This window comes from Ensifer sp. GW823-FHT05D09 (assembly GCF_058795755.1).
Map to the genome: position 1 here is coordinate 1120958 of NZ_JBXAIA010000001.1, position 24419 is coordinate 1145376.

Genomic DNA, 24419 nt, shown 5'->3' on the forward strand with positions numbered 1-24419 from the left:
GAGGATCGTTCAAACCGGTTCTGTGACGCGGATTCTTCCTGCGCGGCTCCTGTGGTCGGCTTCCCTGAAAAGTGATTGGTGCGGAATGTTGGCCTTCAGGCCGGGGAGCCTTGCCGGGCTTTCCGGATAAGACATCAGGTCGGCGGCCTCGGCTGTCGGGCTGGGGTGCATGCCAAGCCGGTGTCCAACCACCGCCAAGAAAGCACGCGACCCGAAATGCGAGATTCCAGCGTCCTCCCGGGACGCGCCCTTTGGCTCAACGGAGGCACGATATGGCCACTGCCAATGCCGCATCCAAGACCACGATGCAGAGATTTCTCGACGCTGTCGAGAAGGTGGGCAACATGGTTCCCCACCCTGTGGTCATCTTCCTCATTCTCATCGGCATTGTCATCGTCCTTTCGGCTGTGCTCGGCGCTTTTGGAGCGGCGGTCACCTACGAGCGCATCAACCCGGATACGCACGAGATCGAACAGGCATCGACGGCAATCCGCAGCTTGCTGAATGTGGAGGGCATCCGCTTTCTCTACTCGTCGCTCATTCCCAACTTCATGAGCTTCACCGCCGTCGGGCTGATGATTGCTGCCATGATCGGCGCGGGCGTCGCCGAGGAATCCGGTCTGGTCACCGCGCTGATCCGCAAGCTTGTCATAGTCTCACCGCGCTGGGCGCTGACATATATTCTGGCCTTCGTCGGCATCCTGGCAAGCATCGCGGCTGACGCTGGTTATCTGGTGCTGATCCCGCTTGCCGGTGTTGCCTATCTCGCTGTCGGACGACATCCGCTTGCGGGCCTCGCGCTCGGCTTCGCAGCCGTGGCCGGTGCCTTCACGGTCAACATGCTGATCAAGCCTCTCGATGCCGTCCTCGTCGAATTCACCAACGATGCGGCTCATCTTGTCGATCCCAACCGGTCGATCGGCCTGGCATCCAATCTTTGGTTCTCAATCGCCTCGGTGGTGTTCCTGACGGTCGTGATCGCTTTCATTACCGATCGCATCATCGCGCCGCGGCTGGGAGAGTATAATCCTGAGGCCGCTGAAGGCGGTGTTCAAAATCAGGGAGCGACGCTCTCCGAGCAGGAATCGCGCGGTCTGCGCTTTGCTCTTTACGGGCTCATCGCCCTCCTTGCGGTGTTCCTCCTTCTGACCATCCCAAGCGGCGCGCCGCTGCGCAATCCCACCACCGGCGAACTCATCGGCAACTCACCGTTCATGAACGGCCTGATTGCCCTGATCATGCTGATCTTTCTGGTGACGGGATGGACTTACGGCATCGGTGCCGGAACGATGCGAACCTTGGCGGAGGTGATTGCGGCGATCGAGAAATCGATCAAGAACATGGGCGGAACCATCTTCTTGTTCTTCGTTCTCAGCCAGTTCGTTGCCTATTTCACCTATACCAACATTGGCACGGTCATGGCCTTGAGCCTATCGGGTGCCCTGCAGGCTGCCAATATCGGGCCGCTGCCGCTCCTGATCGGCTTCATCGTCGTCGTCGCGATCATCGACCTGCTGCTGACAGGGGCGATTGCGAAATGGGCAATTTTCGCACCTGTCTTTGTGCCGCTGTTGATGAAGCTCGGTGTAGAGCCGGAAGCCGTCCTGGCGGCCTATCGTGTCGGCGATTCTCCGATGAACGCCATCACCCCGCTCAACGCCTATTTCGCACTCGTTGTCGGTTTCGCCCAGAAGTATGACAAGTCTGCCGGGGTGGGCACGATCGTCTCGATGATGCTCCCCTATGTCGTGCTGATGTTCGTGCTTTGGACGGGCCTCTTTGCGGTCTGGAAGGCGCTTGGCCTGCCGTGGGGCCTGTGAGGGTCCATTCGGCAACTCTGATCGAAACACCATGCAAACAATCGGATGGATATCATGAGCAACATCTCAATTCCTCTCGACGTCGCCGCAGCGGAAGAACATCTGATGCGATTCCTCTCGGTAGAGGGCGTTACCGGACAGGAAAAGAACATCGGTCTGGCTGTGTGTGACGCCCTGAAGAAAATCGGGGTGCCGGACTCTGCCATTCGCTTCGATGACGTCAACAAGCGCATTCCGTTGCCGACCGAAACGGGCAATCTGATCGTGGATATTCCGGGAACGCGGCCCGGACCACGGCTGCTCTTTTCCACGCATCTCGACACGGTGCCGCTTTGTGCCGGCGCCAAGCCAAGGCGCGAGGGTGATCGTATAGTGTCTGACGGCACCACCGCGCTCGGCGGCGATGCCCGCACCGGCGTTGCCCTTCTTGTGGTTGTTGCGGAGACATTGATCAAGCACAAGCTGCCGCATCCACCGATCACCCTGTTGTTCACCGTGCGTGAAGAGAGCGGGCTCCATGGTGCAAGGGAACTCAACCCCGCTGACCTCAATGGCGCGGTCATGTGCATCAACGTCGATGGCCAATCGGCTTCGGATCTGATCGTAGGTGCGGTCGGGCAGGAGAATTGGGAAGTCGAGATCACGGGCAGGGCGTCGCATGCGGGCGTTGCGCCGGAGAAGGGTATCTCGGCGACGCTGGTCGGAGCAATGGCGCTCGCCGAGGCGAAGCGCAGCGGTTGGTTCGGCAAGGTGGTCAAGCCGGACGGCCGAGGCACGAGCAATATCGGCATCTTCGGCGGCAAGAACGACAAGCCTGCCGGCGACGCCACCAACGTCGTAACCGATTACGCTTTCCTCAAGGGTGAGGCGCGCAGCCCCGAAGCCGCATTCGCGACGAAAATCGCCAACGGCTACAAGGAAGCCTTCTCGAAGGCGCAGAGCGAGGTGACGGACGACAAGGGCGATACGGCCGAGGTGAAATTCAGCCACAAGCCGTCTTATCCGCCATTCGAACTGGGCAAGGACACGCCGATCGTCAAGCGCGCGACCAAGGCGCTAGGGATCCTCGGCATCGAGCCGGTTTACGTCTTTTCCAATGGCGGCCTGGACGCCAATTGGCTCGACAAGCACGGCGTGCCGACCATCACCATCGGTGCCGGCCAGGCCGAGATTCATACCATCAAGGAGTACGTCAATCTCAAGGAGTACGAGAAAGGCTGCCGCCTGGGCATCCTTATGGCGACCTTGGATGACTAGCGGTTTCGCTGGACTGTTCGCCGGTGGAAGAGGGCGCCTCTGCGGTCGATCCCTGACCTGACAGTCATCAAGGCCACGTCAGGTCTGGAGGCCGTTGACTGCTCGAGGCGAACTCACCGGACGTAGTGTGTATGTCGACGTTGCGTGGACAGCGCGGCTGTGTGGTTTGGACGGCCCGAAGGGGCCAAATGAGGAGCGGAGCGATTGAGCCCGATAGCATACACCGCCACCATCATCGCCGTTGCCGTCGTTCTGTTCGTCTGGAACAAGCTGCCGGTTGTGTTCGTGGCGATGCTGACCGCATTGGCGCTGTGGGCGACCGGTGTTCTCACACTTGGTCAGGCGCTTGGCGGATTTGGTGATCCGGCCGTCATCTTTATCGCATCGCTCTTCGTCGTCAGCTCGGGACTCGAGGTCACCGGTGTGACGGCCTGGGCCGGGCAACTGCTGATCCGCGGCGCGGGCGAAGAAAGCCGCACGCGCCTCTTGCTCCTGACCATGGTGCTCGTCTCGCTTCTCACCGCGCTTATCAGCGTCAACGGTGCCGTTGCGGCGCTTCTGCCTGTGGTGGTCGTCATCGCTGTCCGCCTTCGGCGAAATTCCTCGCAGCTGCTCATGCCGCTCGTCTTTGCGGCGCACGCCGGCTCCATGCTCGCGCTGACGGGAACGCCGGTAAACGTGCTGGTGTCGGAAGCAGCCATCGATGCGGAGGGGCGTGGTTTCAGCTTCTTCGAGTTCGCCCTTGTGGGTGTTCCGCTTCTGGCCGGGACGATGGCGATTATCGTGCTGTTCGGAAAGCAGCTTCTGCCCGAGCGCAACGGTGCCACCATGCCGGCCGACTTCAGTCAGCATGCAAAGACGCTCGTCGAGCAATATGGCCTGGCGAGTGGAATCTATCAGATGCGTGTGCGCGCAAGCTCGCCCTTCGTGGGTGCATCATCGTCCGCAGTTGATCTTTCTGCCTATCCAGGGCTGCAGCTCGTTGCCATTCAGGAGGGCGAAACGGCCGGTCCTATCAGGCGACAGCAGCTGGCCGAGGGGGATCATCTCCTTGTACGCGGCGAGGCTGAAAGCGCCGCCGTATTCGCCGCCGAGATGCATCTCGCCTTTCGCGACGAGAAGGCGGGGGGGCAAGGCGAGGAAACGCTTTTCAATCGCAGTTCAGGCCTGGCTGAAGTCGTCATCCCGCCACGCTCGGGGCTCATTGGCGAAACCGTCTTTCCGGGCATGGTTACCGACAGCGGCGACTTGATCGTTCTGGCGGTGCAGCGCGCCGGGGCGCAAATCGCAGCCGGAAGCGCAACCAGGGACGCGGGTGGCATCGTGCTGCAGGCCGGTGACACGATGCTTCTGCAGGGAACCTGGAAGGCGCTTGACGTTCACCTGGATGATCCGGACGTGCTGGTGGTCAATTCGCCGGAGCTCGTCCGCCGTCAAGCTGTTCCGATGGGACCGGGCGCACGCCAGGCGGTCATCATCCTGTTCGCCATGGTTCTGCTTCTCGCCACGGGCCTTGTGCCGCCCGCAGTGGCCGGCCTGCTCGCTGCCGGTGCGATCATCTTGTCGGGGATCATGAGCGTCGAGCAATCCTATCGCGCTGTCGGCTGGACGACTGTGATCCTCGTGGGTGCGATGATGCCGCTGTCTACTGCCATGGTGCAAACAGGAGCGGCAAAACTGATGGCAGAGCATTTGGTCAACCTCGTTGGGGATGCCGGCCCGATCGCACTGCTCGCCGGTTTGTTCGTCCTGACGGCGATCATGGGACAACTGATCAGCAACACCGCAACCGCACTGATCGTTATTCCGATCGGCGTGGCGGCAGCGACGGCCATGGGCATTTCCCCGCGTCCGGTGCTTATGAGCACCGCTGTGGCGGCGGCAGGGGCGTTTCTCACTCCCATTGCAACGCCGACCAACCTGATGGTGATGGGGCCGGGTGGTTATGCCTTCACCGATTATTGGAAGCTCGGATTGCCTCTGCTGATCTGGTTTTTCGTCGTCTCCGTGTTCATCGTACCGTTGATCTGGCGCTTCTGATCTTCGGGGGCGCCACGTCAGCTGACTGATCTGCCGCTCGCTGCAGCCCGTTTGAGTTGCCGTAGCTGTTTCAGGGACAAACACGCAGCAATTCAAAGCGCTGCCGCGACCTTTGCGCATCCAGAAAGACGAGCGGCGTCGGCCTGAAGCGGGCTGCATCGATGCGCTTGCTCGCGATCAGCCTATTTCGATTTGACCAGCCCTGAGAACCCGGCCACGGCTAGAAGGCTCAAGGCCCAGCCTATGACCGACTGGAAAAAGTAGTATCTCAAGGTGAATGTGCCTGTCGGCTTCAACGAGTTCGCTCGCCAGAACTCCTTTTGTCCGATCGACAGCACCGGCAGGAGAACATCCAGCGAATACATGATCGAATTGAATTCCGGGTAGCTGGCAGCTTCCGGCTGATTGCGAAAACAGGAGAGCTGGTTCTCTCCGGCGTCGGCACGTCCGGCCAGGACTTGTGCACTTGACGGCATATAGCGGCTTTCGCTCCGCTCGATATCGCACAAGGTCCATTCAAGCGATCGCAGGATAACTGGACTGTTCGGTTTCATCGCGCCATTCTGGTAGGCGAAAGCAAACACGCCTGCGCCTATCGCCCAGAAAAGCGTAAGCCAAACCAACGCCAGCAGCGGCTGGCGCCCATAGCTGAGCGTTCCCGCCAGTATGGCGTCTATGGTGGCCAGCATGGCGCGCAACACTGGATTCCGGGTGCGTGCCCGGCGCGCGCGGCGTTGCAGGCGTTCCTTGGTGATCAGAACGGCGCGGGCTTCCTCGTCGTGGCCCATCTCTCGCAGCACCATCGAAAGCTGCTCGTAAGGCTGCGGCCAGAAATCCGCCTTCCATCGATCCGGGGTTTGCCGTGACAGCCAGTCGAGCCGACTTGCCGCATCGACAGGGCCGCCGATGAAGGCGCCGTATTGGCAACGGTTGAGCAACAGATCGCCGCGCTGTGGCCAGCTTGCCTGTTCGTCGTCGATCGCTCCCATCGTCGTGGCCGTCAAGTCGAGCGTACCGACAACAGACGCGTTCTGCCGCAGGAAGAACGCGCCAGCGATCGTGGTGCGGTTGAGGCTCAGTGCATAGCCGCCGGGCTGGGAGAGCGAAGTCGAAGTGCAATCGACGTCTCCACCGAAGCGGGCGCCCAGCACGCGAACTTCGCCGATGATGGTCGCGCCCCGCAAGGCAAGATCGCCCCCTGCCACGATTGCATCGCCGTTCAAGGCAATTTCGTCGGGGCGCTCGATTCGAGCCCCCATGGCGTTGACGTCGCCGTCGAGGCGAGCCGCCGAAAGGTTGATCCCGCCACGCACATTCGCGCCGCGCAGGAGAATGCCGCCTCGGGTTTCCAGGCCACCAGCGTCGAGCGCGATTCCGGAAGATGCAGAAATCGACGCGCCGTCCGCCTCGATGTTGCCGCCGAGGCGTGCGCCCGGGATCCGGATTTCGCCGGTTATCGTTGCGCTGCGCAGAGAGACGCAGCCGCGTGCTTCGAGCCGTTCGGCCTGCAATCCGGGCAGGGCCGAGCCATCCAGGAACAGGTTGTCGATGATGGCGGAGCGCAGCACCGGGGATGCTTCGAAGTGGCAATCCTTAAGACCGATATCGCGGGGTATTCGGCATCCCTCGAGGTCGAGAATGCCGGTGATCCAGGCTCCGCTCAGCCGCAGCCCCTTCTCGTGCAAACGCAGGCCGTCCTTGCCAAGAATGAGCAGGCGCAGAAGATCCGCGCGCACGATCCGCTCGGGGTCTTCCCGCTCCGGCCGCAAGCCGTCGCCCAGCCTGTCGAAGTCGCCGAGCTGCAGGTGGGCAACGACCTTGGCTTCGGCGGCGCTAAGTGGATGGAAACTGGCAGCGGTCGGGGCGACGGGAACGGCAGATCCATTCTCCGGGGCTTTCTCGTTCATGAGCCTGGCATCCGTGTTGCGCAACCTGTGGAGGCTTGCCGCTCGGTCGGTCGCCACGAGCCCGCCTGTGGCATTCGCTGCGGCCGGCAGGCAGTCATGACGCGTCTGTTCATGCGATCGTTTCCTCCGCCATGACGCTTGCCCCTATCCCTATCGGATCCCAGGCGCGGTTTTGCCGCAAAGCTGACCGCATCCATGCAGGCGATGCGAACCGCGATTGTCCCGAACATGCCCTCCGACGCAGCGGGCTTCGACGACCGAACCATTTGATCGCGCGGCGCTGCCGGTCCGCTGCTGGTATTGTGAGTGATAGATTTCCCCGTTTTAAGGGCGGGTCAAGAGGTGTTGGCTGCCGCAGGTGACCTTGGGTGTCGAAAAGCGCAACGATGCGGCGGCGTATCGGACCAGAAGCAAAGTTTCTGGATTCAGTGCCGATCACAGTTCGACCCAGGCGATGCTAAGCTATCGAAATCATGCATCAATGCCCATTCGGACCGGCTCATGCACGGCATCCGGATTGAGGCCAGCCGGTGGGGGAGTGTGAGTTGAGTTGCCTGCCTTGAGTGCGCGCTACCAATCCTTCATCACCTGCCGAAAGCCTGCGCGATGCAAGAAGACCACGAAACAACGCAGCGACGCCTAGTGGGATTTCCGGAGAGCCTGATCGTTCTCTGGGGCTTTCTGTTCGTTGTCTGGCTGGTGATCAATTCCTCGGTGGAGCCGCCGATCGTCGTAATCGGCGCGCTGGCATCACTGGCCTTGGCCGCGATATTCGTGCGCCGCGGCGATGTCTGGAGGCTTGGGCTGACGCCGCGCAAGGTCTTCCATTTTCTCGCGTACACTGGTGTCTTCTTCGTCGAGCTGGTCAAAGCCAACATCGAGATGTTGCGCTACGTCTACGCGCCGCGAATTGATATTCGCCCCGGCATCGTCAAGGTCAAGATGCCGCTCAGGTCGCCGATAGGCCGCCTGGCTTTGGCCAATTCGATCGCGCTGACGCCCGGCTCGCTTGTCATGAATCTGCAGGGCGATGCGCTGTTCATTCACTGGCTTGACGTGAAAACCACCGACCCGGATGAGGCGACCCGAATGATCATCGGACCCTTCGAGAAGCACCTGGGAGCGGTTTTTGGCTGAGATCATCCTGCAGATCGCCGTCGTTCTGATTTTCTTCAGCATCGTCTTTGGCGTCGTACGGCTGGTTGTCGGGCGCACCACGATCGACCGGGTCGTTGCCATCGATATGCTGTCGGTGGTGACGATCTCGCTGATTGCGCTCTATGCCCATATTTCGGGGCGCTTCGTCTACATCGATGTCGCCCTTGTCTATGGGTTGCTGAGCTTTCTCGCGGTCCTCGCTATTGCTCGCTATCTGGAAAAGGGGCCTTGATCATGCTCGAAATGCTGATCCTTTTGGTCTGTGGCAGCATTCTGGTGAGCGGCGTTCTTGCGGTCATGCTCAACAACCTCATGGCTGCGATGGTCAGCGCCGGGCTCGCAAGCCTGTTTGCTGCCGCCTCCTATGTTCTTCTTGCCGCGCCCGATGTCGCCATGGCCGAGGCTGCAATCGGTTCGGGCCTTGCGACCTTGATTTTCCTCTACGCGATCCGCAAAACCGGCGGGGACGTGACGGATGAGTGAACTGATCGGCAGTATCGTGATCCTTGTCGGCGCATTCTTCCTGTTTTCCGCCGGTGTCGGCCTGTTGCGCATGCCCGATGTCTTCACGCGTATCCAGGCGGGAACCAAGGCTTCGACCCTGGGCAACATCCTGGTTCTTGCCGGTCTCGGCATCTACCACCCCGGATGGTCTCTGAAGCTGCTGATCATCGCGTACTTCGTTTTGATGACCAATCCGTTGTCGTCGCATGCGCTGTCACGCGCCGCCCATTCGATCCGCACCCCGATGGCTCGCACAACAGTCGTTGACGCCCTGCGGGACGAGAATGACGCCTCCGCGGCAAAGGGTTCCTCATGAGACGCGTGTTCATCCTGCTCGTCGTCGCGGGGTTTGGCGTCATCTTTGCCGGGCTGGTCACCGGCTATAGCGAGCGCCAGGCGTTGTCGGCTCTGGCGACGTTTTACCTGACGGAGGTTCCGGTTGATCTCGGTGCCGCCAATGTCGTGACCGGCATTCTGATCTCGTTTCGGGGTTTCGATACACTGGGTGAGGTCGCGGTGCTTTTCATGGTGGCTGCGAGCGTCGGCGTCATCCTGGCAAGCGAACCGGGTGACAAGCCGCTCTTGCTGCCCGCCATCGGCGGCAAAGGGCAGGGGCCGAGCGAACTGGTGCGCAACGGTGCCGAGGTGGTGCTTCCGCTCATCTTCCTTTTCGGTACCTACGTGATCATGAACGGTCACCTTTCGGCCGGCGGCGGCTTCCAGGGGGGGGCGGTCGTTGCCTCCGGCGTGATGCTCATGATGCTCGCCTATCCCACTGGACCGCTCCACCATGGTTTTCTCACCATCACGGAAACGCTTGCCGGCGTTTTCTATGTCTCCATCGGTATCCTGGGCATGGTCTTGGCCGGTGGCTTTCTCGACAGCCACATTCTGCCGCGCGGCGAGTTCGGGACACTGTTCAGTGCCGGGGCCATCCCGCTGATATCGATGCTTCTCGGTATCAAGGTCGGCGCGGAATTGAGCGTCATCATCGACCGGTTCCGCAACTGAGCCGTGGGCGACAAGGGGGCAGTATGGGCGTGCCGATATCACAGATACTTCTCACGACAGGATTTCTCCTCGTGCTCATCGGCTTTTGGGGCATACTGAGGCATCGCAACATCCTGCGCATCATCATCGGCTTTTCGCTGATCGATACCGGCATGCATATTGTTCTGGTGGCGACAGGCTACATCACCGGCGGCACTGCACCGATCATCGACGAGGCGCTCGGCATCAAGGAAGCGGCCACGCGCACCGTCGATCCCATTCCCGCCGCCTTGGTCGTGACCGCCATCGTCATCGGCTTTTCGGTGACGGCGATCATGCTGTCTTTCGCGATCCGGCTTCACGCTACCCGAAAAACCCTGTCGATCGACGCGCTAACGGAGTCGAGATGGTAGACAGCCTGTTCCAGCCGCTGAACATTTTTCTGCTTGGCCTCGGCGGCGGCTTTCTCATTCCCCTCCTGTACAAAATCGCCAAGCCGTTGCCGGCGGCCGGGTTTATCATCGCCCTCTTAGGGATGACCGTCATATCAGGCGTCTGTCTGTGGAGCGTCCATCATGGCGGATCGACAATCGAGGTGCTGACCGCCGGCAGCGTGCCGCCGTTCTCGATCAACTTGCGTTTCGGTCCGTGGGAGGGATTTTTCTCTGTCTGCGTCAACGTCGTTGCAGTGCTTGGCGCCTGGCATCTTTGGGGACGTCTGCGCGCGAGCTATCCAGCGCTGCTGCTGTACCTGATCCTGACCATGGGCATCAACGGCATGGTCATGACCCGCGATCTGTTCAACCAGTTTGTCTTTCTGGAGATCGCATCGATCGGCACCTATGGGCTTCTCGGATTCGAGCGGACGCCGGCAGCGCTTGCGGCGAGCTTCAAATACATCATGGCGACGGTGCTCGCCTCGTCCTTCTTCCTGCTCGGTGCGGGTCTGCTCTACCATGTGACAGGTACCCTCAACATCGACGACATGATTACGAACCGGGCATTGATCGCTGGCCCCATCGGGGTGACGGCGCTGCTGTTCGTTCTTTCCTGCCTTGTGCTCGAGCTGAAGCCATTCCCGGCAAACGGTTGGGGGCTCGATGTCTACGAGACCGCGAACAGCGGGATTGCGGCGCTTGTTTCCGTTGGGGTATCGGCCGGCGTGTTCTTCGCGCTTTTCAAGCTGCTGCCGCTTTTTGAAGACCATCTCGGAATGCTCGCTCTCTCTGGCGGGATAACCTTCCTCTTCTCCAATCTTGTCGGATTGAGGCAGACCAGCGTTCAACGGATGCTCGGTTATTCCTCGATCGCGCAAATGGGCCTTCTCACGCTCGCACTTGCGTTGCTGCACCTGCTTGACGCTGAACAGGCGTTGCCGCTGGTCGTCGGTGGACTTTTCATCAACCATCTCTTCGCCAAGGCCGGCCTTTTCTGGCTCGCCGGGATTGTCGAGCGGCGCGAGGTTGACGGCTGGTCCGATGTCGCAGGCAATCCCGTCGTGCTTTCCATCCTTGCAGTGTTCGTAGTCGCGATTGCCGGCTTGCCGCCATTTCCCGGCTTCTGGGCCAAATGGGAACTGGTGATGCAGGCTGCGGCGGGCGAGCGATACATCTGGATTGCCGTCATCCTGGTCGGGTCGCTGCTCGAGGCAGCCTATATGTTCCGCTGGTTCAAGCATGCCACGCGCCCGCTGCCGGGCGAAACGAAGATCAGTCCGACGCCAGGTCGGCTGGTGCCCGTGCTGGTCTGTGCGGCTTTGCTGTTTGCGAGCGGCTATGCTGCGGCGAGCCTGGCCGGTGCGGCGTCGCTGCTGCTAGTCGCGCCGCTTGTCGTCGGTGCGGGTCTTTACATGCTCGATTGGCTTCCAGGGCGGGCCAAGTGCGTGCTGATGTTGGCGGCCGTGCTGGTTGTCGGCGTGTGGATCGTTCGTGATATTGACGGTTTGCGCCGGCTGTTTGCCGTACTCCTTCTTGCCGGCGGGCTGGTCATCGCCTTCGCAAGCCTCTATCGCTCCGATGCTCGTGGCGGGTTCTATCCGATGATGGCCATCTTGCTGCTGTCCATCGCCAGTCTGCTGCGCGCCGCCACCAGCCTGGAGTTCTTCTTCCACTGGGAATTGATTACGCTTTCCTCCTATTTCCTGATCGCGCAGAGGCGCGATGCCCATCCCTATGTGTTGCAGTTCCTGCTGTTCTCGCTGGTGTCGGCATTCTGCCTGCTCGCCGGCTTTGGCATTGCCGCCAGCGCCAACGGTACCACCGCGCTTGCGGCATTTGCCACGGCCGGCCCGGATGCGGCTCCGGCCTTCATGCTCCTGGCAATCGGCTGCCTGATCAAGGCCGGTGCCGTTGGCGTTCATGTCTGGCTGCCGGGGGCCTATGCCGAGGCCGATGATGATCTGTCGGCAATGCTTTCTGCCGTCATCAGCAAGGTCGCGGTCTTCGGCCTGTTCATGGTCACCTATCTTGCCATTCGCTCCGAAGTCGGGCTCGAGATGGCGCATGTGATGGGCTGGATCGGGCTTCTGACGACCATTGCGGGTGCCGTCATGGCGCTTCAGCAGAGCGACATCAAGCGTATGCTTGGTTATTCCAGCATGAGTCAGATCGGCTATATCATCACGGCGATCGCGCTGATGAGTCATCTGGGCTGGGTAACGGCGTTCTATCTCGTCGCCAACCATCTGATGGTGAAGGGCATCCTGTTTCTTGCCGCCGCCGGCGTCATCCTGGCAACCGGCACCAGGTTGCTCGATCAGACCGGCGGCCTTGCCGGAAAGATGCCGCTCACTTTTGCAGCCGTTGTCATTGCCCTGATCTCGATGTCGGGCCTGCCGCCGCTCGCCGGCTTCGGCGGCAAATGGCTATTGTTGAGCGCGATGATGGACAGGGGCTGGTATGGCCTGGCAATCGTGGGTGTTCTGGCGACGTTTATCGGTTTCCTCTACATGTTCCGGCTGGCCTATTCGATCTTCCTTGGACCGCGGAAACCGGCTTATGAGGAGGTGCGGGAGGCGCCGTGGCCGTTGCTCGTCCCGCAGTTCGTCCTGATCCTGTCAATTTTCGTGCTGTCCTTCTTCCCGAAGCTGCTGATGGATCCGGTGTCGGCGGCCATTGACCCCTATTTCGCGTCAACGCTGGTTTGGCAGGGCATGTCGCTCGAGACGATCTATGGCTACTGGAACCCTATTCCGGTCATGGCGTTCAGCGTGGCGGCCGCTGCCGTTCTGCTCGCGCTGTTCCTGTTGATCTACAGAGCCGGGTGGGGGCGCTCCATTCCGGTGAGCACCGCGCATTTCTATGGCTTCTATCGGCTCGTCTTTGCGCCGCTCGTGACACCGGTTGCCAACTTCGTGTGGGACGGGGTCTGCAGTCTAACCGTCGGTTTGGCTGGATTGGTCCGCAGGGTCTACACCGGCAATGGCCAGACCTATGCGCTTCAGGTGCTCTGCTACGTGATTGCATTGTATCTGCTCGGCACCCTGAGACTGACAGCAGGCTGATAGGCAAGGGCTCGTCGTAAGGGTGGAGCCGCAGCGAGCCAATTGCACAAAGCTCGGCTACTGCCCGGCGGCGGCTTGGGCCATCCCGCCGAGAAGGCGGCTCGGAAGAAAGATCACCAGCCTTGCTGCGCCCTCGATGACGGATGCGCCATCGGCGAGCATGGTCTGCCCCGCCGGCGCCGCTTCCTCCCTGAGCACGTTGCGCATCAAGGCATCGTTGTTGACGACGTCCATCAGCGTCTGCGACGTGGCAAAGACACTGTGCGTGCCGCCGTCGACGTCCGAGACATCGATAACCGCGATCTCTTTGTCCTGCAGCATTTTGATATCGGCGCCGCTACCGACACGTGGGTGACCGCCAGCCAAGCGCCGCGAAATTCCAAGCGCGCGATCACGCCGTGAAACGACGATCGTGAAGGGCCGAGGGATGTCGCCGATGTCTTCAAGCTGGCTCTGAAACACATCGACGTCTATATCCGGCCCGGCGAGGACCACGCCGCCCAGGCGTTTCAGAGTGCTGGTGCGGCCTCTGAGGGCCAGATCGCGCAAGGCTTCGGTGACGACATAGGCACCCATCGAATGACCGACCAGGACGATCCTCTTCGCATTGGTCTGTGCAGCGATCTCGATCGTTTCAGCAAGTCCACGCCGGCCGACCAGGGCGCTATCGCGGTCGAATACATAGAGAGGGATCGCCGCCCCCGACGGCCAGGCGTAGTGGAGCGCGACCGACTTGATGTTGTAGTCGTAGATGATCTGAGCATTGCGGAAGACACTGTCGGCGAAGTTGTTGTTGTATCCGTGGACGAAGATGAAGATCTCGCGATCCTCGGGCGCGCGGCGTGCCAGCGCCGCGTTCAACTGTCTGACGAATTCCTGCCGCTGGTCGATCGGCTGGAACGTCCGTGCCGAGAAATGCCGTTTCGGATCCGGGACGCGCCCACTTTTCTCGACGTTTCCGGGAACATGGTTTTGTGGAATTCCGATGTCGAGTTTCGCAAAATTCAAGGTCTTCGACCGCTCCGCGGAAAAGGGCAGCGACAGATTTCCGGATGGCGCGCGCGTGGTTGCGACAAAGATCGGCACGATTGCCTGGGGCTTGGCACCGGATGAAGCGTCCACGGGAAGACCGAGCACTGCGCGTGGTCCGCCACAGCCGGCGAGGGCCAACAGCATGATTACGATGACGGACAATCGCATTGAGGACACGGCTCGTCTCAACTCCACCGGCAAGCTCTCCAGGTCTGTGAACAGCAAGGCGCCTCGCAGACAATTGGTTCGGATCGCTCTCACGCTGGCCATGCGCATTGGGCGAAGCAGTTCGTAGTTCTAAGCTATCCGCGACGGGTGCGGAAGATGAGTTCCGTGTGCATTCACCGTATCCGGTGTTTTGTGTCATTCGGATGAAAAAATTACAATGTTTCAATCCTGTGCGAGGCGAACTCTTCTCCGCAGTCGACTGCGAATATCTGGACGGCATGCCAGTTTGCGGGATTCTATGCTGATCACTTCGCTTCTTGATGCGCACTATAGTTCTGGACGGAGCACTGCGCCTTCGGCCTCCAGGGAGAGGGGCGAGCGGATCCGGGCGTTTAAGGGAGCATCATGACTTGGGTTCCTACTCACGACTTCCACCTTTCGCATTGATCACCAGGACAGACGCATTGATGAACGACGGGCGCGGCTTCTCGCTGCCCCGTTCCCCTGCAAATGCGGCGCTGCGGGCCAGATCGTTCTTGGCGCGGGTGATCGCCGGCTCCGGCCCTCTGCTGCGACCTCAATCGTCGATCGGTTTCAACGCTCACCTCGTAAGACATGACGCATCCAGTTCTATGAAACGCCATTATCCAATTGGTTTTATTTTATTTCTTCAATCATCCACGCGTGGCGGCGAACCGTCGCGCCCGTAAAGCATCCGGGGAAATAGCGCATGAAAATACGTCCTGCTGCATCGAGATCTCGCGCTGCGTTCGGAGTGTCTGCCGCGGTGCTGGCTGCCTTTTTCCTGATCGGCTGCCAGGGCGAGGACGACGTCGGAGAGCGGCCGCCACGACCCGTCAAAACGGTGGCCGTTTCGTTCAATCCCGAAGATACGTACGGATCGCTTGTCGGCGAGATTCGGCCACGCACCGAAACCAGCTTCAGCTTCCGGCAGGGCGGCGAAATCCGGGAGCGCGACGTTGAGGTCGGCGACCTTGTCGATGTCGGGGCCGTTCTCGCGCGCCTTGATCCCGAGGATGCGCAGGACGCGGTGCGCAAGGCCGAAGCGAACCTGTTCTCGGCCGAGGCTCAGTTCCAGAATGCCGAGGCCGACCGGGCCCGCCAGCAGCAACTTTACCCGCGCACCACGACCCGGCAGGTCCTGGAGGCCGCCACGGCTCGGGCGAGCATGGCACAGGCTGGTGTCGACGCCGCGCAAGCTGGCCTGCGGATCGCCCAGACCAATCTCGACAACCGCATACTGAAGGCAAACGCTGCCGGCGTCGTCACCGCGGTCGGAGGCGAAGTGGGGCAGGTTGTCGGCGGTGGCCAGATGGTGGTGCGCGTTGCGCAGCTTGGAACACGCGATGCCGTCTTCCAGGTGCCAGAGGCCACGATCCAGTCCACCGGAGGCGACGCGCGCGTCAACGTGCAACTGCTGAGCAACCCCAACATCAAGGCAACGGGAACGGTTCGGGAGATCTCGCCGACAGCTGATCCAATTACGCGCAACTTCACGGTACGCGTGGGGCTGGACACTGCGCCGGATGAATTCCGTTTCGGTAGTGCCGTGCGCGGTTCGATCCGGCTTTCCGGCGAGCCGGCGGCCCGGCTGCCGATCTCGGCGCTGTTCAGCGAGGGCAACCAGAGCGCCGTCTGGATCGTCGACGACGCAAGCAAGACGACCAAGCTTGTGCCGGTCGAGGTGCATCGTTTCGACACGAAGGATTTCCTCGTGACCAAGGGTCTTTCAAGCGGAGACAACGTCGTCGTTGCCGGGGTGCAGCAGCTTCGTCCCGGCATGCCTGTCCGCTTGCTTGAAGGAAGCGCAGAATGAACGAGGGCTTCAATCTATCGGGCTGGGCGATCCAGCGGCAGAGCCTTATCATCTTTCTCGTGCTTTTGAGCGCTCTTGCGGGCATTCTTGCCTATATCAACCTGGGGCGCGACGAAGACCCGGAGTTCACATTCAAGACGATGATCGTTTCCGCGGCGTGGCCGGGCGGGACGATCGAGCAGACCATCGACCAGATTACCGACCGCCTGGAGCGGACGCTTGAAGAAGTACCGAACCTCGACAATTTGCGCAGCATGACAACGGCAGGCCAGTCGGTCATCTATGTCACGCTCGACGATGCGACGCCGCCCGATCAGGTGGGCGAATCCTGGTATCAGGCCCGAAAGAAGGTCGGCGACATGGTGTCGACGCTGCCGGCTGGCGTGCGTGGGCCATTCTTCAACGATGATTTCGGCGATACGTTCGGCATCATCTACGGCCTCACCTCGGACGGCTTCAGTGATCGCGAAGTGCGCGATTGGGCCTATGAGGCGCGCAATCGCCTGCTCAAGCTCGAAAATATAGGCAAGGTCCAGCTGATCGGCACGCAGGACGAGACGATTTACATCGAATTCTCGACCGAGCGGCTGGCAAGCCTCGGCCTCAGCGCCGCGACGGTGATCGGTACGATCCAAGCGCAGAATGCGGTCCTGCCTGCAGGGCTCATAACGTCCCCGCAGGATCGGACCATCCTTCAGGTGTCCGGCAGCCTTGCCGACGAGACCACCATCCGCCAGTTGAACATCCCGACGACATCCGGTTTCGTGCGGCTGGGCGATATCGCCAGCGTCGTGCGGGGAACGGTGAACCCGCCCCAGCCACGCTTTCGCGTCAAGGGCAAGCCGGCAATCGGCATCGCCATTTCCATGGCGTCGGGTGGAGACATCCTGCAACTCGGCCAAAACATCGATGCAACGATGCGAGAGCTGGAGAACGATTTGCCGATCGGCATCAACCTGACGCACGTGGCGAGCCAGCCTACCGTGGTCAAGACCGCTATTCGTGGCTTCACCACATCACTGGGCCAGGCGGTCGTCATCGTTCTCGGCGTCAGCTTCCTCGCGCTTGGCGTGCGCGCCGGCATCGCGGTTGCCGTCTCAATTCCGCTTGTCCTCGCATTGACCTTCCTGTTCATGGATATTGCCGGCATCGCCCTGCAGCGCGTCTCGCTCGGCGCACTGATCATCGCTCTGACGCTGATGATCGACGACACCATGGTGACCGTCGAGACGATGATGGCGAAGCTCGAGCAGGGCTATGAGCGCATTCAGGCGGCCTCTCATGCCTATACGTCAACCGCATTTCCGATGCTTGCCGGCACGCTGGTGACAATCGCCGGCTTTATTCCGGTCGGCTTTGCGAGCAGCTCTTCGGGCGAATATGCACGATCGCTGTTCCTGGTGATCGGCTTCGCGCTCGTCGTCTCCTGGCTGGTGGCCGTGCTTTTGACCCCGATAGTCGGCCTTGCCGTACTTAAATCGGGAACTGCAACCGGTCCCAAGCCCGATGGCGCGCTGCTCCGTGGCTTCAAGAACCTCCTGCATACCTGCATGAAGATGCGGCTCGTCGTGGTCCTTGCCACTGTCGCAATGTTCGTGGCGGCGCTGATCGGATCGTCGGCCATGAAGCGGCAGTTCTTTCCGCCGTCCGACAGGCCAGAGCTCATCCTGCAACTGACCCTGCCGCAGAGCGCGTCGCAGGAGGCCACTGCCGAGTACGTGTCGAAGGCCGAGGAGATTCTCGCCGCCGACGAGGATGTGGCAGACTGGAGCTTTTACGTTGGTTCCGATCCGGTGCGCTTCTTTCTGTCGATGGCGCTGCAGCCTCCGGCGCCGTCCCGCGCCCAGGCTGTTGTAATCGCCAAAAGCGTCGGTGCACGCGAGGCGCTGCAGGCGCGCCTGCAGGAGGCGCTCGAAGAAAGGCTGCCGGACATCCTGGTGCGCCTGTCGCCGCTCGAAATGGGTCCTCCGGTCGGTTGGCCTGTTCAATACCGCGTGATCGGGCCGGACATTCCCGGTGTCCGCCAAGTCGCCTGGCAGCTTGCCGATGCGCTCAGCAAAGTGCCTGGCGTGGTCCAGCCCAATCTCGACTGGAATGAACCGATCCGCAAGATTGTCATCAATGTCGACCAGGACCGCGCTCGACTGGTGGGGCTTAATTCCTCCGTGATTGCGCAGACCCTGTTTGCGACGGCATCCGGCCTTCCGATCACGCAGGTGCGGGACTCGATCTACCTCATCAACGTCGTCGCCCGGGCGACGGAGGAGGAGCGCGTCGATATCGGCACAATCCGGTCGTTGCAGATCCCGGTCGGCCCCAATCATACGGTGCCGCTCTCCAGCATCGCCACGATCGAGTACCAGACGACACAGCCCATCATCTGGCGTCACGACAGCTCTACCAACATCACCGTCCAGGCAGACACGGCAGCGGGCGTGACAGCTGCCAGTGTCGTTGAGGCCGCGGCAGGCAAGATCGAGGAGTTGCGCCAAGCCAACCCCCGCTACCTGATCGAGGTCGGCGGTGCGGTCGAAGGCGCAGACGATGGGCTCGCCTCAGTCGTCGAGATGCTTCCGGTGATGGGTGTCATCATCCTGATCGTACTCATGTTCCAACTGCAGAGCGTTCAGCGTCTGCTGCTCGTCGTCAGCGTCGTACCTCTGGGCCTGATCGGCGTGGTGTTGATCATGCTGGTGACGAATACCCCGGTGGGCTTCATCGCCGTTCTCGGGATGATCGCACTCATAGGCATGATCACCAGAAACTCCGTGGTGCTGATCGATCAGATCGACCTTGCGATCGAAGAGCGAGGCCGGACGTGGCAGAGCGTCATCGATGTCACCGGGCAGCGTCTGCGGCCGGTCTTCCTTACGGCAGGCTCGACCGTCCTCGGTATGCTGCCGATCATCCGCGATCCGTTCTGGTCGCCTCTCGCCTTTACCGTCATCGGCGGTCTGGTGGTGGCTGCGGCGCTGACACTGATCTTCCTGCCGGTGCTCTACGTCTTGTGGTTTCGCATTCCCGCCGAAGCTGAGCCCGACAAGGCAGAGCCTGCCACGGCCGAGCCGGTTGCGGCCGGGGCGTGACGGTAAGTGGGATGTTGCACGGCCTTGGCGTGGGTATGGACCCTCCGTTGGTTTTTCCGTTTGTGCCCGGCGCGATGAGCGCCGGGGGCGTAGCCGCGAGGGCAAGAGAAAGAGACGCAATGCTAAGCCACGGGATTTTATGCTAATTCCGTCGATACATTCCCGGTTATGATTTGATTTCAGTGTTTCTTTTAAGCGTGTTGTTCAAGGGGAGTAACCATGTCGGACTTGATTGCAGTTGTTTACCCAACCGAAGCGAAAGCCGAGGAAGTGCGCCAGCGCTTGTTCGAGTTGCAGAAGGAATACTTGATCAAGGTCGGGGATGCTGTCATCGCCACGAAGACTGAGGGCGGTAAGATCAAGTTGAACCAGATGGTCAACATGACCGCCGCCGGCGCAGCGTCGGGGAGTTTCTGGGGGCTGCTGATCGGTGTTCTGTTTCTCAATCCCCTGGTGGGCGTTGCGGTCGGCGCTGCATCCGGCGCCATTGGTGGCGCCTTGACCGACGTCGGTATCAACGATGCCTTCATGAAGGATCTCGCCGCCAATCTTCAGCCCGGCAACGGGGCGCTGTTCGTGCTGATCAAGGAGATGACAGCGGACAAGGTGCTGAAGGAATTGGCGCCCTATGGCGGTGTCGTGCTCAAGACCTCGCTCGACGAAACGAAGGAACAGGTCTTGCGCGACGCGCTGGAAAAGGCCGCCGCGGCCGGCTAGTTTTCATTGATCGAATATATCGCGCGTTCCGCGGGATCGGGTCAGGACACTGGCGCGCTTCTCGCGGGACGGGATTTCTGTGGCGCCGCGCGGCCTCTCCGGGGAGGCACGTGCGACGACCAGTTCCCGGTTCCTTGAAGCGGAACTCGGGAAATTGGGACAATTTCTAGGGGCGGGTATGGTAGAAGCAGGTGGTGGTCGCGCGATCGGTTCGGTAACGACCGGTATCCTGGTGCTTGCTTTGCTCTATTTCGCGCAATCCATTTTTGCGCCACTCATCTTTTCCTTGCTGACCATTGCACTGGTCTGGCCGATTCAGGCCGCTTTACAGCGCTGGTTGCCAAAGCTTCTGGCCCTTCTGATCACACTTGTCGCAACCATGGTCGTGATCGTCGTCATCGGGTCTTCGGTGGCGTGGGGGTTCGGCAAGCTTGCTCAGTGGCTCTTCGTCAACGCTGACCGCTTCCAGGCGATCTATGTCGACTGGACAACGTGGCTGGAAGGGCACGGCGTCGCCGTCGCTGGCCCTTTGGCAGACCGTTTCGATGTCACTTGGCTGGTTCGCTTTGTGCAGGGAATGGCCGGGCGAGTAAACAGCTTCGCCGGTTTCACCTTGCTGGTCTTCATCTTCATCATGCTCGGCCTGCTCGAGGTTGAAGATTTCAATGCGCGCCTGCTCGTGCCCGCCGCTCAGCCTTACGGAATGCGCATCCTGGCGGCCAATCGGGTTATTGGAGCAAAGCTGCGCCGCTTCATGATCGTCCGGACGTTTGCCAGCATTCTCACCGGATTGGTGGTCTGGCTCTTTGCGTTGGGCGCGGGACTTGAGCTTGCCACGGCGTGGGGCGCGATCGCATTTGCTCTCAACTACATCCCTTTTCTCGGACCGTTTGTTGCCACGGCGCTCCCGACACTGTTCGCCATCGCCCAATTTGACTCATGGCAGACCGCGGCGGTCATCTTTGCGAGCCTCAACGTCATTCAATTCATCATCGGCAGCTACCTTGAGCCGAGGCTGACTGGAGCTTCGCTGTCAATTTCCCCGTTTGCCGTCATTTTCGCGGTGTTTTTCTGGAGTTTCATGTGGGGCATCGCGGGTGCCTTCATCGGCGTGCCGATGCTGATAGCGTTCATCGTCTATTGCGCGGGCACGCCGTCGGGAAAGTGGATCGCGACATTACTGTCGAGCAGTTCAAAGGTCGCAACGGACAGTGGGTCGTGAAGGCGCGCGGGCGATCGATCTGTCGCGAACAAAGCCACCCTGTGGCGACGCTAATAAAGTGACCTTGCATCTGACGGTTGAGGTGCGCGGCTGAAAGGGTTAGATTGCAGGTGGGAGGCAAAACGACTGCCGGAGAGGGCCACGTCCAACATGCGCAGACGTCGGCTGAATGCCTAGCGGGGATATCTGTCGTGGGTAGATGAAAAATCGCCTTAGACACCCGCGGAAAGCAAACAGCCGGCTCGATGACCTCAGCACGATAAGCCGAAATCGATGGTGTAAAATGCCAGGCTGGCAGGCTGCGTACCAACCCCGCTCATGAGGCGGGCGAAAATTGGCTGCAGCACCATGATGGGTCGCCGGGGGTGGGGACAAAGACAACTTGTTTTTCAGTAATCGACAGCTCTTCGACATTCTGCGGCCGATCGCTTCCTGCCATCGGTCAACTGGAAGGTGACGCGATGACAACTGAAGATGCCATGACGTATGCCCCATTGCTTGAAAGACGACGTGACGACAAGCGGCACGAGATCTCCGCTCGTGAAACGGTTAGCGCGAAACCGGTGAAGAAGAGGGCACAGTTTTTACCGTCCTTTGAATTTTCGACTGCTGGCCTGCCACGATCGGATCAGTTTGCCGCGTGGCGCAACAGCTTCTCGCCCATGCTTGAATTAGCCGAGATCGACGAAACGACCAGCGACTTCCAGGGGCGACAGAAACTCTGGGACCTTGGCAGTCTTGTCCTTGCAGAAATCAGCACTGACCGCCTCGCATTTTCCAGCCTGCCCGGGCATGTTCGGCGGGATCCCGTCGACCACTGGACAATGACCGTCCTGCTGTCCGGATCGATCCGGACCGACGCAGCAATGCGTGCCTTTACGGCGGGTCCGGGAGAAGTGCAGATTCATTCGCTTGGTCGCTCCTTTGCCGGTGTGGTCGATAAAAGCCAGATGCTCATGCTTTTTGTGCCGCGTGATCATTCCCTTGAGACGGCGGCCATCCTTGGCTCGGCAGAGTTTTCCGCAGCAGGGACCGGCATGGGGCGGTTGTTCTCGGACTATCTTGTCGATGTGGCCAAGCGTCTGCCGATGCTCACCGAGGCCGATCTTCCTGGACTTGTCGCAGCCACGCGCGCGATGATCCTTGCTTGTGTATCGCCATCCGCCGAGCATATCGAAGCGGCGGAGGGGCCGATCGCCAATGTCCTTCTCGAAAGGGCGCGGCAACTGATACAAAGCCGGTTGCTCGACCCGAAACTCGGTTGCGAGATGGTGCGCAGGGAGCTCGGCATTTCGCGCACGCGGCTCTACAACCTTTTCGAGCCCTTCGGCGGGGTGATGCATTTTATTCAACACCGCCGGCTGCTCAGCGCCTGTGCGGCGCTGACCGATCCCAACGATCGGCGCCTCATCTTCCAGATCGCTGAAGAGCGTGGTTTCAGCGACGGGGCGGAGTTCAGTCGCGCATTCAAGCGAGCCTTTGGCTCCAGCCCGAGCGAGGTGAGAAACCGAGGCGGAGGTGGCATCCCCATTCGGCGGTTCCTTGAGGATTGCCCGTCAGCAGAGCGACTGGGTGTGCTTTTGCGCCGATTGCAGGGGTAACCTGAAATGAAGGTCGCCGACCTCGGTGGTGCCCGAGGCATTGCATAGGCAGGTGCGAGGTGGAATCTCGTGGCGGAAACGGTGGAAGACCTTGGCGATCGGGCCATGGATCGACACGAAACGTTGAAGCTGCCACGGCGACGTCAATCATTTCCTCTTCCGCTCACGTCATCGGCTCAGGGGCCGGACGTCTCAGCCCGATTCTTCAGCCTCTTGTGGAGGCGGTGTTCGACGCCGACGCGAGATCCCGCTTGGCTGCATCTGCGTAAAGAAGCTTGAGGGGAAGCGGCGGGTATGATCTCCAATGACCCTGGGATGCCAGCCAAGCTCGTTGGCTCTCGGCGCTTGCCTCGATCTATAACGGCGGTTCGCGCTCAAATGCCGCCCGATTGGGCAGTGTGCCCCTGCAGTTCGTGCGTGACTGTGTGGTGCGCTGCAATGCACGCGGTCTCGACGGGGTGATCAACGACAAAGCTCCCGGCAAGTCGTCGCTGTTGAACGATGCTCAGCGTGCGGCTTTGGCTCAAGCCATCGAACGCAACCCCACACCTTATCTCGAGGGCGTCGCCCATTGGCGTCCATGTGATCTGGCGAAGTGGCTATGGGAGAAGTTCCGCCTACATCGTCGGCGCGATCTGCCCGAGGCACGGCAAGGCGGCAGCCCTGGTCATGCCTTGGTGTGATACCCGCTGCATGAACCAGCATTTGATGGAGATAGCGCGCCATGTCGCCGACAATCCCCATGCTGCCCTCATCGTGGACAGGGCGGGCTGGCATAGGTCGGCAAACCTCATCGTGGTCGAACACTGCTGCCACGCATGGCAAAAGCTCCAGAACCAGCCATGGAAAATCATGTCCATCGGCATATGGGTTCTGATTGATAAGGATTGATATCAGTATCGGTTTTTCGCTTCGACGCATCCCGGACGTCTCGTATGGATCCGCTCGATCATCAGCTGGCGTGATTTCCTGGTGCCCGATGCGTTCGTCTTCGCGAATCTTTTCTTTCGGTGAGCCCGTTTCTTCCGATCGAGAATCGGACGTTGCGAACGGTTGCCAGCGAATCTCGCGTTTGATTCTTGGGAATTCGGTCGCGGCGGGAGCCTTCGGCAAGCTCGATTCAGAAAAATGGGACGACGCAGCACAGGGGTTATTCCCGCCAAATTGCAGCCCGGATCGGCCTTTCCCCTCAATTTCGGCCGCATTCTGCCTCTTTCTGAAACAGGCCGCCTTCCTTTCGCACAGGCTAAACCCCAGGGAATAAAGGGCTTTCTTAATCCTTTGTTAATTTCCTCGGGCCGCCTGCGGCGATTTTGTGTCGTTTCAGCAACAGGGTTCTGCGAAGGGCGATGCAAAGCACGCGATCTCGCCAGTTGGACGTTGCGCCGATGACCGCGTCTTGTATTTTCAACTCCGGAAGCAAGGGCGGTTGATCGTCCGACTTCTTGAACGTTGGGGATGGGGCAGGGAACGCTGTCCTTCAGCAAAATACCCAGACCCGTTTGAAACTTTTGACTGGAGGTCAGAAATGAACATCAAGAGCCTTCTTCTCGGCTCCGCTGCAGCTCTCGCAGCAGT

General features: G+C 60.5%; 19 protein-coding genes. 17 read left to right on the forward strand and 2 right to left on the reverse strand.

Features of this window, described 5'->3' with window-relative positions; translation table 11 throughout:
- The first annotated feature begins 272 nt into the window (after window positions 1–272).
- From AC1Q80_RS05530 to AC1Q80_RS05540, 3 genes are all read left to right on the forward strand, one after another.
- On the forward strand, window positions 273–1820 hold the full coding sequence (locus tag AC1Q80_RS05530; RefSeq protein WP_173419409.1) for an AbgT family transporter: 1548 nt from the start codon (window positions 273–275) through the stop codon (window positions 1818–1820).
- A gap of 54 nt (window positions 1821–1874) precedes the next feature.
- Entirely contained in the window at window positions 1875–3077 is a 1203-nt protein-coding gene (locus AC1Q80_RS05535) for a M20/M25/M40 family metallo-hydrolase (RefSeq protein WP_427857708.1), read from the forward strand.
- 204 nt (window positions 3078–3281) lie between these two features.
- Window positions 3282–5117 carry an SLC13 family permease gene (locus tag AC1Q80_RS05540; RefSeq protein WP_173419411.1) on the forward strand — a complete coding sequence of 612 codons (1836 nt, stop codon included), beginning with the start codon at window positions 3282–3284 and terminating at the stop codon, window positions 5115–5117.
- Between the two features lie 182 nt (window positions 5118–5299).
- On the opposite strand, the gene AC1Q80_RS05545 is transcribed toward AC1Q80_RS05540, so the two are convergent.
- On the reverse strand, window positions 5300–7024 hold the full coding sequence (locus AC1Q80_RS05545) for a hypothetical protein (protein ID WP_492359827.1): 1725 nt from the start codon (window positions 7022–7024) through the stop codon (window positions 5300–5302).
- 606 nt (window positions 7025–7630) lie between these two features.
- Between AC1Q80_RS05545 and AC1Q80_RS05550 the strand changes: the two genes are divergently transcribed.
- From AC1Q80_RS05550 to AC1Q80_RS05580, 7 genes are read left to right on the forward strand one after another with little or no spacing between them, the layout of a single operon-like run.
- On the forward strand, window positions 7631–8161 hold the full coding sequence (locus AC1Q80_RS05550; protein ID WP_492359828.1) for a Na+/H+ antiporter subunit E: 531 nt from the start codon (window positions 7631–7633) through the stop codon (window positions 8159–8161).
- Window positions 8154–8414, forward strand: a complete 261-nt coding sequence (locus AC1Q80_RS05555; protein ID WP_077503993.1) for an MrpF/PhaF family protein — start codon at window positions 8154–8156, stop codon at window positions 8412–8414. The genes AC1Q80_RS05550 and AC1Q80_RS05555 overlap by 8 nt, the downstream gene beginning before the upstream one ends.
- A 2-nt stretch (window positions 8415–8416) precedes the next feature.
- Window positions 8417–8665: a hydrogenase subunit MbhD domain-containing protein gene (locus AC1Q80_RS05560; RefSeq protein WP_173420980.1), complete on the forward strand. Its 249-nt coding sequence runs from the start codon at window positions 8417–8419 to the stop codon at window positions 8663–8665.
- Window positions 8658–9002 carry a monovalent cation/H(+) antiporter subunit G gene (mnhG, locus tag AC1Q80_RS05565; protein WP_173419414.1) on the forward strand — a complete coding sequence of 115 codons (345 nt, stop codon included), beginning with the start codon at window positions 8658–8660 and terminating at the stop codon, window positions 9000–9002. The genes AC1Q80_RS05560 and mnhG overlap by 8 nt, the downstream gene beginning before the upstream one ends.
- Window positions 8999–9697: a hydrogen gas-evolving membrane-bound hydrogenase subunit E gene (gene mbhE, locus AC1Q80_RS05570; RefSeq protein WP_173419415.1), complete on the forward strand. Its 699-nt coding sequence runs from the start codon at window positions 8999–9001 to the stop codon at window positions 9695–9697. The genes mnhG and mbhE overlap by 4 nt, the downstream gene beginning before the upstream one ends.
- A 23-nt stretch (window positions 9698–9720) precedes the next feature.
- Complete coding sequence (locus AC1Q80_RS05575; RefSeq protein ID WP_173419416.1) at window positions 9721–10089, forward strand: sodium:proton antiporter; 369 nt, start codon at window positions 9721–9723, stop codon at window positions 10087–10089.
- Window positions 10083–13178, forward strand: a complete 3096-nt coding sequence (locus AC1Q80_RS05580; protein ID WP_492359829.1) for a complex I subunit 5 family protein — start codon at window positions 10083–10085, stop codon at window positions 13176–13178. The genes AC1Q80_RS05575 and AC1Q80_RS05580 overlap by 7 nt, the downstream gene beginning before the upstream one ends.
- A gap of 57 nt (window positions 13179–13235) precedes the next feature.
- On the opposite strand, the gene AC1Q80_RS05585 is transcribed toward AC1Q80_RS05580, so the two are convergent.
- Window positions 13236–14378, reverse strand: coding sequence for an alpha/beta hydrolase (locus AC1Q80_RS05585; RefSeq protein WP_492359870.1), 1143 nt, complete (start codon window positions 14376–14378; stop codon window positions 13236–13238).
- 730 nt (window positions 14379–15108) lie between these two features.
- On the opposite strand from AC1Q80_RS05585, the gene AC1Q80_RS05590 reads away from it, so the two are divergent.
- The 7 genes from AC1Q80_RS05590 to AC1Q80_RS05620 all read left to right on the forward strand — a co-directional run bounded on the left by AC1Q80_RS05590 (window position 15109) and on the right by AC1Q80_RS05620 (window position 23732).
- Entirely contained in the window at window positions 15109–16215 is a 1107-nt protein-coding gene (locus AC1Q80_RS05590; RefSeq protein WP_209786997.1) for an efflux RND transporter periplasmic adaptor subunit, read from the forward strand.
- Window positions 16212–19301 (forward strand): efflux RND transporter permease subunit, encoded by a 3090-nt coding sequence (locus tag AC1Q80_RS05595; protein WP_173419419.1) that lies wholly within the window; start codon window positions 16212–16214, stop codon window positions 19299–19301. The genes AC1Q80_RS05590 and AC1Q80_RS05595 overlap by 4 nt, the downstream gene beginning before the upstream one ends.
- A 219-nt stretch (window positions 19302–19520) precedes the next feature.
- Window positions 19521–20018 carry a DUF1269 domain-containing protein gene (locus AC1Q80_RS05600; protein WP_492359830.1) on the forward strand — a complete coding sequence of 166 codons (498 nt, stop codon included), beginning with the start codon at window positions 19521–19523 and terminating at the stop codon, window positions 20016–20018.
- A gap of 178 nt (window positions 20019–20196) precedes the next feature.
- Entirely contained in the window at window positions 20197–21240 is a 1044-nt protein-coding gene (locus AC1Q80_RS05605; RefSeq protein WP_173419421.1) for an AI-2E family transporter, read from the forward strand.
- A gap of 461 nt (window positions 21241–21701) precedes the next feature.
- The gene (locus tag AC1Q80_RS05610) at window positions 21702–22841 is read left to right on the forward strand and encodes a helix-turn-helix domain-containing protein (RefSeq protein WP_492359831.1); all 1140 of its coding nucleotides are present in this window, start codon (window positions 21702–21704) and stop codon (window positions 22839–22841) included.
- A gap of 398 nt (window positions 22842–23239) precedes the next feature.
- Complete coding sequence (locus AC1Q80_RS05615; RefSeq protein WP_492359832.1) at window positions 23240–23524, forward strand: helix-turn-helix domain-containing protein; 285 nt, start codon at window positions 23240–23242, stop codon at window positions 23522–23524.
- Between the two features lie 10 nt (window positions 23525–23534).
- The gene (locus AC1Q80_RS05620) at window positions 23535–23732 is read left to right on the forward strand and encodes a hypothetical protein (protein WP_492359833.1); all 198 of its coding nucleotides are present in this window, start codon (window positions 23535–23537) and stop codon (window positions 23730–23732) included.
- The last annotated feature ends 687 nt before the right edge of the window (window positions 23733–24419 follow it).

Coding starts and splice junctions, on each gene's coding strand:
- AC1Q80_RS05590 (WP_209786997.1), top strand. CDS start 15,109: ATGAAAATACGTCCTGCTGCATCGAGATCTCGCGCTGCGTTCGGAGTG.
- AC1Q80_RS05600 (WP_492359830.1), top strand. CDS start 19,521: ATGTCGGACTTGATTGCAGTTGTTTACCCAACCGAAGCGAAAGCCGAG.
- AC1Q80_RS05560 (WP_173420980.1), top strand. CDS start 8,417: ATGCTCGAAATGCTGATCCTTTTGGTCTGTGGCAGCATTCTGGTGAGC.
- AC1Q80_RS05580 (WP_492359829.1), top strand. CDS start 10,083: ATGGTAGACAGCCTGTTCCAGCCGCTGAACATTTTTCTGCTTGGCCTC.
- mbhE (WP_173419415.1), top strand. CDS start 8,999: ATGAGACGCGTGTTCATCCTGCTCGTCGTCGCGGGGTTTGGCGTCATC.
- AC1Q80_RS05595 (WP_173419419.1), top strand. CDS start 16,212: ATGAACGAGGGCTTCAATCTATCGGGCTGGGCGATCCAGCGGCAGAGC.
- AC1Q80_RS05545 (WP_492359827.1), bottom strand. CDS start 7,024: ATGAACGAGAAAGCCCCGGAGAATGGATCTGCCGTTCCCGTCGCCCCG.
- AC1Q80_RS05620 (WP_492359833.1), top strand. CDS start 23,535: ATGAACCAGCATTTGATGGAGATAGCGCGCCATGTCGCCGACAATCCC.
- AC1Q80_RS05535 (WP_427857708.1), top strand. CDS start 1,875: ATGAGCAACATCTCAATTCCTCTCGACGTCGCCGCAGCGGAAGAACAT.
- AC1Q80_RS05585 (WP_492359870.1), bottom strand. CDS start 14,378: ATGCGATTGTCCGTCATCGTAATCATGCTGTTGGCCCTCGCCGGCTGT.
- AC1Q80_RS05610 (WP_492359831.1), top strand. CDS start 21,702: ATGACAACTGAAGATGCCATGACGTATGCCCCATTGCTTGAAAGACGA.
- AC1Q80_RS05605 (WP_173419421.1), top strand. CDS start 20,197: ATGGTAGAAGCAGGTGGTGGTCGCGCGATCGGTTCGGTAACGACCGGT.
- mnhG (WP_173419414.1), top strand. CDS start 8,658: ATGAGTGAACTGATCGGCAGTATCGTGATCCTTGTCGGCGCATTCTTC.
- AC1Q80_RS05550 (WP_492359828.1), top strand. CDS start 7,631: ATGCAAGAAGACCACGAAACAACGCAGCGACGCCTAGTGGGATTTCCG.
- AC1Q80_RS05575 (WP_173419416.1), top strand. CDS start 9,721: ATGGGCGTGCCGATATCACAGATACTTCTCACGACAGGATTTCTCCTC.
- AC1Q80_RS05530 (WP_173419409.1), top strand. CDS start 273: ATGGCCACTGCCAATGCCGCATCCAAGACCACGATGCAGAGATTTCTC.